This window comes from Hephaestia caeni (assembly GCF_003550065.1).
GTDB classification, from domain to species: domain Bacteria; phylum Pseudomonadota; class Alphaproteobacteria; order Sphingomonadales; family Sphingomonadaceae; genus Sphingomonas; species Sphingomonas caeni_A.
In genome coordinates, this window is record NZ_QXDC01000006.1 from 1 (window position 1) to 14,063 (window position 14,063).

Genomic DNA, 14,063 nt, shown 5'->3' on the forward strand with positions numbered 1-14,063 from the left:
ATCGCGGGATCGGTGATCTCGTCGTTGAACGCCTCGATCACGCGCGGGGCGAGCTTGTCGACCGCATAGGCGCGCGCGGTATCGCGGATCATCCGTTCGTCGTCGGTGAGCTGGTCGTCGAGATAAAACGCGTCCGCCCAGTCGAAGGCTGCCATGCCGGCCATGATGATCTCCTTTGCCGCCTGCGATGGCGCCGATCCGGGGTGTTTGTCCACCCCCGGAGATTGAGGCAGAAGCGCGTGCATGACCGATTCGATCCGACCGCGCCGCAGCGCCTTGTTCCTCCCCGCCTCCAACCCGCGCGCGATCGAAAAGGCGCGGGGCTTGCCGTGTGACGTGGTGATCCTCGATCTCGAGGATGCGGTTGCGCCCGAGGCCAAGGCAGCGGCGCGGGCGGCTGCTGTCGCGGCGGCACGCGAAGGGTTCGGCGGGCGCGAACTGGTGGTGCGCGTGAATGCGATCGACACCGAATGGGGCGCGGACGATCTCGCCGCGGTGGCGGAAGGTGCGTTCGACGCGGTGCTGGTGCCCAAGATCGCGCGGGTCGAGGATGTCGCGCGCTATGACGAGGCGCTGACGCGCGCGCCCGCGACGACGGGCTTGTGGACGATGATCGAAACGTGCCGCGTGTTCTCCGAGGTGCAGGCGATCGCCGACATGGCGGCAACGACGCGGCTGGCGGCGTTCGTCGTCGGCACCAACGATCTCGCGCTGGAGATGCGCGCGCGGCCGGCAGCGGATCGGGCGACGCTGCTGCCGTTCCTTGCGGCCGCGGTCGCGGCGGCGCGGGCGAGCGGGATCGCGGTGCTCGACGGGGTGTGCAACGAATTCCGCGATCTCGATCGGCTGGCGGGCGAATGTGCGCAGGGTCGCGCGCTCGGTTTCGACGGCAAGAGCCTGATCCACCCCGCGCAGATCGACGCCGCCAACGCCGCGTTCGCGCCCGACGCGGACGAATGCGCACAGGCCCGTGCGGTGGTCGCCGCGTTCGCGCTGCCGGAGAATGCCGGCAAGGGGGCGATCAGGCTCGACGGGCGGATGGTCGAGCGGCTCCATCTCGGCGAGGCCGAGCGGGTGCTGGCGCTCGACGCGGCGATCGCGGAACGCCGCGGCTGAAATTCGCGATTTCTCAACCAGACTCCACACGATTGGTCTGTTGCATTGGCGACACATTTTCCGGCCATTTCGGGCATTGGTCCGGACCGGTGCAAAAATCGGTTGTGAACGTTATCAATTTCTGCTTTCAATAGGCTAACGCGCTGCGATTCGTATCGAGCGCGGACGAGGAGGTGGATGATGACGGCAGGGAGCCAGGCGCTTCCGATCTAGCGGCGTACGCGCCGCCGGCACGGCATGATTCGAGAAAATGAAGACCGCCCATATGCACGAGGCGGAAGGGCGTGATGCGCATCGGCGTGTCGCGACGAGGGGGAGTTTGCGTTGATCGATCGGCCACGGGGATTCGCGATCGCGATCTTGCTGTTGGGGGCGGCGATGCCGCTTGCCGCGCAGCAGGCGCCCGCGCTTGCCCCGACGCCGGCTGCCGCCGCCACGTCCGCTGCCGACGCAAGCGAGGCGCGGGCACGAGCGCTCGCCATCGTGGCCGAGATGACGCTCGACGAGAAACTATTGCTTGTCCACGGCCTGTTTCCGCCCAAGACCAAGGCCGATCCGCACGGCGAGCTGATCCAGTCCGCCGGCCATGTGCCGCCGATCCCGCGGCTCGGCATTCCGATCGTCCGCGAGAGCGACGCCAGCCTCGGCGTCGCCAACCAGATCGAGCAGCGCAAGGGCGACACCGCGACCGCCTTGCCCTCGGGGCTCGCGACGGCGGCGACCTTCGATCCCGAGATCGCGCGGGCGGGCGGCGCGATGATCGGCGCGGAGGCGCGTGCCAAGCGCTTCAACGTACTGCTCGCGGGCGGGGTCAATCTGACGCGCGATCCGTGGAATGGCCGCAATTTCGAATATCTGGGCGAAGACCCGTTGCTCGCCGGGCGGATGGCGGGGGCGGCGATCGCGGGCGTGCAATCGAACCGGATCGTCTCGACGGTCAAGCATTTCGCGCTCAATGCGCAGGAGACGGGCCGGATGGTGCTCGACGCGCGGATCGACGAGGCGGCCTTGCGCGAAAGCGACTTGCTCGCGTTCGAGATCGCGATCGAAACCGGGCGGCCCGGCTCGGTGATGTGCGCCTATAACAAGGTCAATGGCGACTGGGCGTGCGAGAACCCGCATCTGCTCACCGACGTGCTCAGGAAGGATTGGGGCTACGAAGGCTGGGTGATGTCCGATTGGGGCGGGGTGCATTCGACCGTCAAGGCGGCCAATGCCGGGCTCGACCAGCAATCGGGGCAGGAACTCGATCACGCGATGTATTTCGGTGCGCCGCTTGCGCAGGCGGTGGCATCGGGCAAGGTGCCGATGGCGCGGCTCGACGATATGGTGGCGCGCATCCTCACCGGGCTGATCGCGAACGGGGTGCTCGATGCGCTGATGCCGGAGGCCGCGCAGCCGATCGATTACGATGCCCATGCTGACGTTGCGCAGCGTGACGCCGAGGCGGGGATCGTGCTGCTCAGGAACGAGGGCGGCGTGCTGCCGCTGGCGGCGACGGCGAAGCGGATCGTGCTGATCGGCGGCCATGCCGATGTCGGGGTGCTGTCTGGCGGCGGATCGAGCCAGGTGCGCTCGGTGGGCGGCGCACCGGTCGAGATTCCGCTGACCGAGGGCGCGGCCGCGTCGTTCGCGCGGGTGACGTGGCATGCCTCGTCACCGCTCAAGGCGATCCGGGCGATGGCGCCGGAGGCCGAGGTGACATATGTCGACGGCACGGATCCGGTGGCGGCGGCGAAGGCGGCGGCGGGGGCCGATGTCGCGATCGTGTTCGCGACGCAGTGGACCACCGAGGCCGAGGACGCCGACAGCCTGTCGCTGCCGCACGATCAGGACGCGCTGATCGCGGCGGTGGCGAAGGCCAATCGCGATACCGTCGTCGTGCTCGAAACCGGCGGGCCGGTGCTGATGCCGTGGCTCGACAAGGTGCCCGCGGTGATCGAGGCCTGGTATCCGGGGCAGCGCGGCGGCGAGGCGATCGCGAATATCCTGTTCGGCGCGGTCAATCCGTCGGGGCATCTGCCGATCACCTTCCCCGCGGCAGCATCGCAGGCGCCGCGCCCCATGCCGGTCGGGCGCGACGTGCTGGCGGGCGCGGCCGAGGCGGCAGCGAATGCCGATGCCGGATCGGCGGTGTCACCAGTGAGCTTCAAGGTCGATTATATCGAGGGCTCGGACGTCGGCTATCGCTGGTACGAGAAGACCAGACGCACGCCCGCGTTCCCGTTCGGTTACGGGCTCAGCTACAGTGATTTCGCGTATCGCAACCTGAAGGTGACGGGGGGCGCCACGCTGACCGTCAGCGTCGACGTCACCAACACCGGCGCGAAGGCTGGCGCCGACGTGCCCCAGCTTTACGTCGGGCACGGCGACACGCCGATGCGGCTCGCCGGTTTCCGCCGCGTGACGCTTGGCCCCGGCGAGACGCAGCGCGTCGTCTTCGTCGCCGAACCGCGCGTCGTTGCCGATTACGATGTCGCGCTGCCCGGCTGGCGGATCGCGGGCGGCGCGTATCGCGTCGCGGTGAGCCACGACGCCGCCGACCGCTCGCTTTCCGCAATCGCAACGCTCACGCCACGTATCATGCGTCCGTAAGTCAACGAAAAAGAACGACGAATCGAGGAGGAAGATATGACCAACAAACAGGGGATCGTCGCCGCACTGTTGGCGACCACCGCGTTCGCCACCCCGGCCTTCGCGCAATCGACCAACACGCAGACGGCGCCCGAACCGCCCGTCGCCGCCGCGACGCCGACGAGCATCGATGACGGCCAGAGCGACGCGATCGTCGTCACCGGCATCCGCGGATCGCAGGAGAAATCGATCGATCTCAAGCGTGAGGCGACCGCGATCGTCGATGCGATCTCGGCCGAGGATATCGGCAAGCTGCCCGACGTCACGATCGTCGACGCGCTTCAGCGCATTTCGGGCGTGCAGATCCAGCGCAACGCGGGCGAGGGCGCGACCGTCAACATCCGCGGCCTGCCGCAGATCGTCACCCTGCTCAACGGCGAGCAATATCTGTCGCCGGGCAATCTCGGCACCGCGCAGCCCAACCTCAACGACATTCCCGCGCAGTTGATGAACGCGGTGGTCGTCTACAAAACCACCGATCTGCACAACGCCGTCTCGGGCATTTCGGGGACGATCGATCTGCGCACGCGGCGGCCGTTCGATCTCAAGGACGGGTTCACGGTTTCGGGCACCGGCGAATATGCGCGCGGACGCGATACCAAGGATAACGATTATCTGTTCAGCGGGCTGGCAAGCTGGCGCAAGGGCAATTTCGGCATCCTCGCGTCGGGGGCATACAGCAAGGCCAATCTGGGCAACAATTACGCCGGCATCTCGGGCGGCCCGTTCGGCAACAACGATTGGGGCGGCGGCGGCGACAACTGGATTTCGCCGCACGGCTACGACACGTTCCACCGCGAGGTGGAGCGCGATCGGCTCGGGCTGTCGGGGGCGGTGCAATGGGAGATCGATCCCGGCATCACGCTGACCGGCGAGGTGTTCTACACCAAGCTCAAGGAACATAACCGCGCCGCGGGCATGAACATCTCCAACCGCTGGACCGGGCTGGGCTGGACGACGCCGACGCAATCGAGCGATGCGGGCGTGATCAGCCACGGCAACGGCGGCCCCTGGCTCGATGTCGACCAATATGATCTCGATGCGTGGTGGGTGAATTCGTTCACGGTCAATCGCACCACCGATTCGCACACGACCGATTTCAACCTCCAGCTCGATTACGATCGCGGTGGGCCGTTCAGCTTCAGCCTGCGCGGAATCCACGGCGATGCCGACTATCTGAGCATGAATGGGCAGGTGCAGGGCGATCTCAGCAACTGGCGGCCGGGAGGGCATACGTTCACGCTGTTCCGCAACGCCGCCGATCCCACGCGCGGGACGTTCTATCCTGCGGATATCGCGGCGATGTATCCTGCGAGCCAATATACCAACGGCGTGGTCGGCTCACGGGGCGGGCGCTATGTCGATCCCAATCCGATGGGCTATGGCGAAGATCCGCAGCTTCACATCGACGTATCGGGGCGCGACATCGTCTGGAGCGGGTTCGATACGCCGATCGCGGGCGGGCTGGGCGCCGGCCACGGCCTGGCCGATTATATGGCCAACAAGGACAGTTACACCGTCGCGGCCTATTCGTCCGAGGGCAACCAGCACAACAAATCGGACCTGACCGCCTTCCGGCTCGACGGCAGCTATGATTTCGAGAAGGCCGGCGGATCGTTGTTCGGCATTTTCAAGCGACTCGACGTGGGCGCGCGGGCGAGCAAACGCGCCACCCAGATCGTCAGCTTCCACCTGTTCTCCGATTTCTACGGGGGCAACGGCGCCTCCGATCCCAATGGTTGCGCGGCGCAGTGGAAGGCGATCGACGTCGTGATGGACAACCCGCAATGTTCGGCGGGCGAGATGGTCCCCAACGCGGCCTTCGATCCGACCCAGCCCGAAAGCGCTACCAACCCGGCGACGGTCTTCCAGGGCTATACGGTCAACCGACCGACCAAGATCGACGAGCACAACAACGTCTATTTCCTCGACGATTTCGGTTCGGTCACCAAGGGCTTCCCAGGCGTGTGGGTGGTCGATCCGCACGATTTCGACGACGAACTCGAATTCCAGAAGCGCGTATTCGGCAACGCCTTCCCGGTGATCGTCCCCGGTTCCACCTATGACGTCGATTTCTACGAGAAGAATGCCTATGCGAACGCCGTGATCGATTCGGGCCGGCTGCACGGCAACCTTGGCCTCAAGGCGATCTACACGCGGATCAGGGTGCGCCAGAACCAGACCGGCGACACGCGCGCTTATGGCGATACCAACCTCGACGTCGGCGATACCTTCAGCACCAACAGCTATTGGGACTGGCTGCCCTCGGTGAACCTGCAATATGACGTTACCAACAATCTCAGGCTGCGCGCCTCGTTCGCCAAGACGATGATCCCGCTCGATCTGGGCAATTACGGCGGCGGATTGCAGATTTTCACCGCGGATTCGCAAGGACCGACGCCCGACAATCCGAACGCGGCGCCGCTGGGCGTGCGGCAGGTGACGGGCGCCAGTTCGAGCGGCAACCCGTATCTCAAGCCCTGGCGGTCGAACAATTATGATGTCGCGATCGAATATTATCTGGGGCGCGCGTCGATGTTCAACGTCGGTCTGTTCAAGCTCGACATCAACAGCTTCGTCACCACCGGCACCGACAAGGGCAGTTTCCCCGACCAGGACGGCGTGATCCGGCGCGAGGTGCCGGTGTCGCGGCCGATCCAGGGCAAGGGCGGCACGCTTCAGGGGCTCGAAGCGGGGGCCAAGCTGGCGTTCAGCGACGTGATTCCGAATGCGGGCTTCCTGCGCAATTTCGGCATCGACGCGAACTACACCTTCTCCGACAGTTCGCAGGAGCGCCGGGGGCTGGATGGCAAGAAGCTGCCGTTCCAGGACAATTCGAAGCACCAGATCAATTTCGCGCTCTGGTATCAGGACAGCCATTTCCAGGCGCGTGTTGCGTATAATTACCGCACGCCGCGCCTGTCGGGCACGTTCCAGCCCGGGACGACATTGTGCACGGGCGCCGGCGATCCGGATTATTGCGTGCCCGCGGACCAGCCGGCGCCGGTGATCCCGATCTTCCAGGATACGTCACAATATGTCGACGTGAACGTCACCTATAACCTGAACGACAATCTGGCGCTCTACGCCAACGCATCCAACCTGTTCGGCGAAATCGAGCAATATTATTTCCAGTTCGACAAGGATTCGAAGCAGTTCCATTCCCGTAACGAATTCGAGCCGCGCTATTCGGCGGGGATTCGGGTCAAGTTCTGATAGTCTCCCACTGTCTGGCCGGCGGTATCGTGCCGCCGGCCGGATTTTTTGAATCGATCGATGGGTGATAGGACCGGCACGACGCATGGACATGACTTCCCCAGACCGTATTCGCTCCCTCGTCATCGTCGGGGGGGGCACCGCGGGGTGGATGGCGGCGGCGGCGCTGGCGAAGCATTTCCAGCGCAGCGATCTGGCGATCACCCTCGTCGAATCGAGCGCGATCGGCACGATCGGCGTCGGCGAGGCGACGATCCCCACGATCCGGCGCTTCTACGCGCGGCTCGGCATGAGCGACATGGAGGTGATGCGCGCGACCCACGCCACCGCCAAGCTGGGCATCAGCTTCGAAGGTTGGGATCATCCCGGCAGCCGATGCCTCCATCCGTTCGGGCTGTTCGGGCAGGATTATGGCGGGATCGGTTTCCATCACCTCTGGCTCGATGCGCGTGCGCGGGGCGACGAGACGCCGCTCACTGCGTATTCGCTGGGCGCGGGGCTGGCCGATCACGGGCGGATGGCGCTACCGCAGCCCAACCCGCCGACGCCGCTCGCTACCTATGACTGGGCGCTGCACCTCGATGCGAGCCTGTTCGCGCAGCATCTGCGCGGGTTCGCCGAACGCGCGGGCGTGACGCGGATCGATGCGCGGGTCGAGGATGTCGAGCTGGCGGAGGACGGGCGGATCGCCGCGATCCGGCTTGACGAGGGGCGCCGGATCGCGGGCGATTTCTTCATCGATTGCACCGGGTTCCGCTCGCTGCTGCTCGGCGAGACGCTGGGGGTCGATTATGTGGATTGGGGGCAGTGGCTGCCGTGCGACACCGCGATCGCGACCCAGACCGAGAATGACGCGGCCACGCCGCTGCCGCCGCATACGCGGGTGATCGCGCGCGACGCCGGGTGGCAATGGCGCATCCCGCTCCAGCACCGCGCGGGCAACGGGATCGTCTATTCGAGCGCGCACGCCAGCGACGACGAGGCGCTGGCCGCGCTCACCGCCGATCTGCCGGGCACGCCCGTCACCGAGCCGCGCCGGATTCCGTTCCGCCCCGGCCGGCGGCGCCTGTCGTGGGCGAAGAACTGCGTCGCGCTGGGGCTGGCGGCGGGGTTCGTCGAACCGCTCGAATCGACCAGCATCGCGGTGATCGAGACCGGGATCGAGCGGTTGAAACAGCTCTTTCCCGACACCCGGCTCGATCCCGCGCTGGCGAGCGAGTTCAACGACGCCACCGGCCGCGAGCTGGATCGATTGCGCGACTTCCTGGTGCTCCACTACAAGCTTGCGCGGCGCGGGGACACGTCGTTCTGGCGCGCGTGCGCCGCGATCGACGTGCCCGAGACGCTGCGTCATAAGCTCGCGGTGTGGGATGCGGGCGGCGAATTCGTGCGCTATCGCTGGGAGATGTTCCACCCGTCGAGCTGGCTGGCGATCTATTCGGGCTTCGGCCGCTTGCCGCAGCGACTGAGCCCCGCGCTCGACGGGATCGACAGGGCCGGGCTCGACGCGGCGATGGCGAAGATGCGCACCAGCGTCGCCGAGACGGTGGCGCGCGCGCCCAGCCACGCGCAGTTTCTTTCGGCGATCCCGCAATGAGCGGTGACGCAGCAAAAGACGGCGCGCCCGGCCCGATCCGTCGCATCTGCATCGTCGGGGGCGGCACCGCGGGCTGGATCGCCGCTGCCGTGCTCGCGCACCAATATCAGGGGATGATCGAGGTCGATCTCGTCGAATCGGACGATATCGGCACCGTCGGGGTGGGCGAGAGCACGATCCCGCCGTTTCTCCAGTTGCTCGCGGGGCTCGGGGTCAGCGAGAGCGAATTCGTCATGGCGACGCAGGCAAGCTTCAAGCTGGGCATCGGCTTCGAGGATTGGGGCGGGCCCGGGCATCGCTATTTCCACCCGTTCGGCACGATCGGGCAGATGGCGAACGCGCGCGATTTCTACCAGATCTGGTTGCGTGCCGCCGCCGGCGGGGAAGCGCCGCCGCTACTTGCGTTCGCGCCGGCGCACGCGATGGCCGAGGCGGGCAAATTCATGCTGCCCTTCAAGGCGCCCGACACGCCGATCGCGGGGGCATCCTATGCGCTCCACGTCGATGCCAAGCGCGTCGCGCGGTTCCTGCGCGGTTTCGCCGAGGAACGCGGGGTGACGCGCCACGAGGGCATCGTCACCGAGGTCGCGACGCGGCCTGACGGTTTCGTCGACCGCGTGATCCTGAACGACGGGCGGTCGATCGCCGTCGATTTCTTCATCGATTGCTCGGGCTTCCGTGCGCTGCTGATCGGCAAGACATTGGGGGTGGGCTATACCGACTGGTCGCACTGGCTGCTGTGCGACCGTGCGGTGGCGGTGCAGACCGAGAACGTCGGGCCGCCGCCGCCCTATACGCTGGCGGTAGCGCAGCCCGCGGGCTGGCGCTGGCGCATCCCGCTCCAGCACCGCACCGGCAACGGGCACGTCTATTCGAGCGCGCATATGAGCGAGGACGAGGCGACCGCGCTGCTGCTCGATCAGGTGGTGGGAGAGACCGTCACCAACCCGCTGCCGCTGCGCTTCACCAGCGGGGTGCGCGAGCGCGGATGGGACAAGAACGTGCTGTCGCTGGGGCTCGCCTCGGGGTTTATCGAGCCGCTCGAATCGACCGCGATCCACCTCGTCTATCGCGGCATGGAATATTTCCTCCGCTTCCTGCCCGGCACCGATTGCGCGCCCGAGCTGGCCGACGAATATAACCGCCGGGTGACCGCCGATTACGAGGAAATCCGCGATTTCGTCATCCTCCATTATTGCCTGACCGGGCGCCGCGACACCGCCTTCTGGCGGGCCTGCGTCGACATGGAATTGCCCCCGTCGCTCGCGCAGCGGATCGCGCTGTTCCGCATCAACGGGACGATCCCGGAGCATGTCGATCCGCTGTTCAGATCGGTGAGCTGGCAGGCGTTGATGGACGGGCTGGGGGTGCGCCCGCGCGCCTATCATCCCGCGATCGACCGGGTGGCCGCCGGCGAGGTCAATCGCGAGCTGGGCGCGATGGCCGATGCGCTTGCGGGGTTCGTCGCGACCTTGCCCGCGCACGAGGCATTTCTCGCTAGGCATTGCCCGGCCCCCGCCCCATAGCCATCGCCAAACCACGGGAACATTCAATGGGCCGCTCGCCGCGCCAGTCCGTCACAATCAGGCATGTCGCCGCCGAGGCCGGGGTGTCGCTGCAAACCGTGTCGCGCGTCGTCAACAACGAGCCCAATGTCCGCCCGCAGGTGCGCGAGCGCGTGATGGAGGCGGTGAAGAAGCTCGGCTACGTCCCCAGCCTGGCCGCGCGACGGATGGGCGGATCGCGATCGTATCTGATCCTGGCGCTCAACGATCGCGATCGCACGATCGAGGGCTGGCAATTGGGGCAGGGCTCCGACTGGATCGACCAGATGCTCTACGGCGGGATGCTGGCGTGCGCGGAGCGCGGCTATCGCATGATCTTCGAGTTGATCGACACGCATTCGGCGCACGTCGAGCGTGAGGTGAACGCCGCATTATCGTCGCTGCGCCCCGACGGGGTGATCCTGACGCCGCCGCATTCGGACAACCCGGCGATCATCGACCTGCTCGTCGCACAGCACATGCCCTTCGCGCGGATCGGATCGGACGATGCCAGCGCGGGCTTCGCGATCCGCATGGACGACGGCGCGGCGGCCGAGGCGGCGACCGCGCATCTGATCGGATTGGGGCACAAGCGGATCGGGTTCATCGCCGGCAGCGAGGAATATCGGCTGAGCGGCGCACGCACCGATGGGTATCGCGCAGCGATGAAGGCGGTGGGGCTGCCGATCGTCGATGGCCTCGTCCAGCCGGGCGATTTCAGCTTCGAATCGGGGGAGGCGGCGATGCGCGCCTATCTCGACTTCGGCGAGCCGGTAACCGCGGTGATCGCGAGCAGCGAGCAGATGGCGCTGGGCGCGCTCCACGTCGCACGCGATCGCGGGGTCGACGTGCCGGGTGAGCTTTCGCTCGTGAGCTTCGACGATACGCCCGTGGTGCGCTTCTCGGTGCCGCCGCTCACTGCTATCACGCAGCCGATCGCGCCGATGACGGCGAAGGCGGCCGAGCTGCTGATCGACGCCGCGAGCGGCAAGGAGAGCGAGCCTGGCGTTCATGTCATCCCCTTCGCGCTTGCTGTCCGCCGATCCAGCGCGCCGCCGCGCGGCTGAGGGCGCGCGCTCCTGGCGGTTCCTGGCGCTTTACGCGCTGGCCAATGCGGGCGGGGTCGCCGCGTTCCTGCCGCTGCTGACGTTGCTGCTGCCGCTCAAGGTACAGGCGGTGGCGGGCGACGAGCGGCTGCTGACGCTGACCTTGTGCGCGCTTGCGGGTGCGGTGACGGCGAGCATCTCCAACATCGTGTTCGGCGTGCTGAGCGACCGCAGCTTCGCGAGGACGCGTAACCGGCGGCGCTGGATCGCGGGCGGCCTCGCGGCGACGCTGGCGACCTATCCGCTGCTCCACTGGGCGGCCTCGCCGGTGCAGATCATCGCGGCGGTGCTGACCTTCCAGGCGGCGCTCAACATGATGCTCGCGCCGCTCTACACGATGATGGCCGACGAGGTGCCCGATCACCAGAAGGGCGTCGCGGGCGGGCTGTTGACGCTCGCCAGCCCGATCGGATCGGCGCTGGCGGCGGTGCTCGTGGCGACGGGGCTGGGCGAGGACGGGCGATTTGCGCTGGTATGCGGGTTCGTCGCCCTGTGCGTGGTGCCGCTGCTGCTGGTCCGCCCGCACCCGACCGATACCACGCCACCGCCCGCGCCGGCGCGCGCGATCCGGCGCGGCGATCTTGCGCTGACCTGGGGCGCGCGGCTGCTCGTCCAGCTCGCGGGGAACGTGCTGTTCACCTATCTGCTGTTCTATTTCGAGAGCGTCGTGCCGGGCGAAGAACCGGCCGTGCTCGCGCCGCGCGTCGGGCAATTGACGACGATCGCGTTCGCGCTGTCGATCCCGATCGCTCTGCTCGTCGGCCGCGCCTCGGATCGGATCGGGGCGCGCAAGCCGTTCCTGATGCTGGCGACGATCGTCACCGCAAGCGGGCTGCTGGTGATGGCGCTGTTCCCCGAATGGCCGAGCGCGGTGGCGGGGTACGGGCTGTTCGCGATCGGCAGCGCGGTGTTTCTGGGGCTGCATTCGGCCTATGCGATGCAGATCCTGCCCTCGCCTGAACATCGTGGTCGCGATCTCGGTATCCTCAACCTCACCAACACGCTGCCCGCCTTGCTTGGCCCGGCGCTGACCTGGTCGCTGGCGACGACCGAGCGCTTTACCCCGGTGCTGCTGACGCTTGCGGTGCTGACGTTGCTCGGCGGGGCGATGGTGATGTTTGTCCGCAGCGAGCGGTGAGGAATGTGCCGGCAATATTTCCGTTCGTGCTGAGCTTGTCGAAGCACCGTTCTTCGTAAGAAAGAGCGGCCCTTCGACAGGCTCAGGGCGAACGGGGCTGGGTGGTTATTACTCCAGTTCGCCGTCGATCAGGCGTGGGAGGCCCAGCGGATTGGCGCGCTGGATCGCCTTGGGGAGCAGCGCGTCGGGCAGATCCTGATAGCAGACCGGGCGCAGGAAGCGCTCGATCGCCGCGGTGCCGACCGATGTGGTGCGCGAATCCGAGGTGGCCGGGAAGGGGCCGCCGTGGACCATCGCGTACGAGACCTCGACGCCGGTCGGCCAGCCGTTGGCGAGGATGCGGCCCGCCTTGCGTTCGAGGATCGGGAGCAGCGCGCGGGCATCCTCCACATCCTCGTCGTCGAGCTGGAGCGTCGCGGTAAGCTGGCCTTCGAGCCCTTCGAGCACGCGGGCGACCTCGGCCTTGTCGGCGCAGCGGATCACGATCGAGGCGGCACCGAACACTTCGTCCGCCAGCGCGGGATTGGCGACGAACGCCGCGCCGGTGGTGCCGAACAGCGCCGCGCGGCCGCGATTGACGCCGCTATCCTCGGTGCCGCGCGCGATCGTCTCGACGCCCGATTGGCCGCCGAGCAGCGTGACGCCCTTGTCGTAATTGGCGTGGATGCTGCCGGTGAGCATCACCTGTGGCGCGGCGCCGCCCAGCGCCTCGGCCGCCGCATCGACGAAGCGATCGAGATCGGGGCCGTCGAGCGCGACGACGATGCCGGGGTTGGTGCAGAACTGGCCCGCGCCCATCGTCAGCGAGCCGACATAGGCCTTGCCCAGATCGGCGGCGCGGGCGGCAAGCGCATGGGGAAAGAGCAACACCGGGTTGATGCTCGACATTTCGGCATAGACCGGGATCGGCTCGGGGCGCTTCTGCGCGATCTCGACCAGCGCGAGCCCGCCGTGGCGCGAGCCGGTGAAGCCCACCGCCTTGATGTGGGGATCGGCGACGAGTGCGCCGCCGAGCGCGTTCGACGCGCCCTGGACGAGCGAGAACACGCCTTCGGGCAGGCCGCATTTCCTGACCGCGGCCTGGATCGCGCGGCCGACCAGCAGCGACGTGCCCGGATGCGCGGGGTGGCCCTTGACGACGACGGGGCACCCCGCGGCGAGCGCCGAGGCGGTGTCGCCGCCGGCGACCGAGAAAGCGAGCGGGAAGTTCGACGCGCCGAACACCGCGACGGGGCCGAGCGCGATGCGGCGCTGGCGCAGATCGGCGCGCGGCAGCGGCTGGCGATCGGGCAGCGCGGTGTCGATCACGACCCCCGCCCAGCGGCCCTGGCACAGCAGCTTGGCGAACAGCCGAAGCTGGCCGGTGGTGCGGCCGCGCTCGCCGGTGATGCGGCCCTGCGGCAGGCCGGTTTCGCGCACCGCGCGCTCGATCAGGCCGTCGACCGCCTCGATCTCGTCGGCGATCGCCTCGAGGAAGGCGGCGCGCGTTTCGGGATCGGTTTCGCGGTAGGTGTCGAACGCGTCGGCCGCGAGGCGGCAGGCCTCGGCAACGTCGTCGAGCGACGAGGTGGCGAAGGCGGGATCGAGCGCCTCGTTGGTCGCGGGATCGATCGCGCGGAAGGTGTCGTCGCGCGTCACTGCGCGCGCGCCGATCAGAAAGCTGCCATCCATGAAATCGTTCTCCATCCTATTGTCCGACAAGTACGCAAGCT

At 67.4% G+C, this 14,063-nt stretch carries 8 protein-coding genes and 1 pseudogene; 7 read left to right on the forward strand and 2 right to left on the reverse strand.

The genetic code is table 11. The features are described 5' to 3' along the window. A pseudogene (locus tag DFR49_RS22335) lies at positions 1 to 164 on the reverse strand (acyl-CoA dehydrogenase); the annotation flags it as partial. 79 nt (positions 165 to 243) lie between these two features. Here DFR49_RS22335 and DFR49_RS20505 point away from each other — a divergent pair. The 7 genes from DFR49_RS20505 to DFR49_RS20535 all read left to right on the forward strand — a co-directional run bounded on the left by DFR49_RS20505 (position 244) and on the right by DFR49_RS20535 (position 12,351). Beyond that, positions 244 to 1,116, forward strand: a complete 873-nt coding sequence (locus DFR49_RS20505) for an HpcH/HpaI aldolase/citrate lyase family protein (RefSeq protein ID WP_119037549.1) — start codon at positions 244 to 246, stop codon at positions 1,114 to 1,116. A gap of 378 nt (positions 1,117 to 1,494) precedes the next feature. Further along, positions 1,495 to 3,711, forward strand: coding sequence for a beta-glucosidase (locus DFR49_RS20510; protein WP_119037723.1), 2,217 nt, complete (start codon positions 1,495 to 1,497; stop codon positions 3,709 to 3,711). Positions 3,712 to 3,747: 36 nt separating this feature from the next. Next, positions 3,748 to 6,966 carry a TonB-dependent receptor gene (locus DFR49_RS20515; protein WP_119037550.1) on the forward strand — a complete coding sequence of 1,073 codons (3,219 nt, stop codon included), beginning with the start codon at positions 3,748 to 3,750 and terminating at the stop codon, positions 6,964 to 6,966. Between the two features lie 85 nt (positions 6,967 to 7,051). Continuing rightward, on the forward strand, positions 7,052 to 8,563 hold the full coding sequence (locus tag DFR49_RS20520) for a tryptophan halogenase family protein (RefSeq protein ID WP_119037551.1): 1,512 nt from the start codon (positions 7,052 to 7,054) through the stop codon (positions 8,561 to 8,563). Then, positions 8,560 to 10,089, forward strand: coding sequence for a tryptophan halogenase family protein (locus DFR49_RS20525; RefSeq protein ID WP_119037552.1), 1,530 nt, complete (start codon positions 8,560 to 8,562; stop codon positions 10,087 to 10,089). The genes DFR49_RS20520 and DFR49_RS20525 overlap by 4 nt, the downstream gene beginning before the upstream one ends. 26 nt (positions 10,090 to 10,115) lie before the next feature. After that, the gene (locus DFR49_RS20530; protein ID WP_119037553.1) at positions 10,116 to 11,174 is read left to right on the forward strand and encodes a LacI family DNA-binding transcriptional regulator; all 1,059 of its coding nucleotides are present in this window, start codon (positions 10,116 to 10,118) and stop codon (positions 11,172 to 11,174) included. Beyond that, the gene (locus tag DFR49_RS20535) at positions 11,119 to 12,351 is read left to right on the forward strand and encodes an MFS transporter (RefSeq protein ID WP_119037554.1); all 1,233 of its coding nucleotides are present in this window, start codon (positions 11,119 to 11,121) and stop codon (positions 12,349 to 12,351) included. Before DFR49_RS20530 ends, DFR49_RS20535 begins: the two co-directional genes overlap by 56 nt. A gap of 108 nt (positions 12,352 to 12,459) precedes the next feature. On the opposite strand, the gene DFR49_RS20540 is transcribed toward DFR49_RS20535, so the two are convergent. After that, positions 12,460 to 14,022: an aldehyde dehydrogenase (NADP(+)) gene (locus tag DFR49_RS20540; protein WP_119037725.1), complete on the reverse strand. Its 1,563-nt coding sequence runs from the start codon at positions 14,020 to 14,022 to the stop codon at positions 12,460 to 12,462. Positions 14,023 to 14,063: the final 41 nt, after the last annotated feature.

What these genes read in the sequence shown, in the direction of transcription:
- DFR49_RS20540 (WP_119037725.1), bottom strand. Translation starts at nt 14,022, where the DNA reads ATGGATGGCAGCTTTCTGATCGGCGCGCGCGCAGTGACGCGCGACGAC.
- DFR49_RS20530 (WP_119037553.1), top strand. Translation starts at nt 10,116, where the DNA reads ATGGGCCGCTCGCCGCGCCAGTCCGTCACAATCAGGCATGTCGCCGCC.
- DFR49_RS20505 (WP_119037549.1), top strand. Translation starts at nt 244, where the DNA reads ATGACCGATTCGATCCGACCGCGCCGCAGCGCCTTGTTCCTCCCCGCC.
- DFR49_RS20510 (WP_119037723.1), top strand. Translation starts at nt 1,495, where the DNA reads ATGCCGCTTGCCGCGCAGCAGGCGCCCGCGCTTGCCCCGACGCCGGCT.
- DFR49_RS20525 (WP_119037552.1), top strand. Translation starts at nt 8,560, where the DNA reads ATGAGCGGTGACGCAGCAAAAGACGGCGCGCCCGGCCCGATCCGTCGC.
- DFR49_RS20535 (WP_119037554.1), top strand. Translation starts at nt 11,119, where the DNA reads ATGTCATCCCCTTCGCGCTTGCTGTCCGCCGATCCAGCGCGCCGCCGC.
- DFR49_RS20520 (WP_119037551.1), top strand. Translation starts at nt 7,052, where the DNA reads ATGGACATGACTTCCCCAGACCGTATTCGCTCCCTCGTCATCGTCGGG.
- DFR49_RS20515 (WP_119037550.1), top strand. Translation starts at nt 3,748, where the DNA reads ATGACCAACAAACAGGGGATCGTCGCCGCACTGTTGGCGACCACCGCG.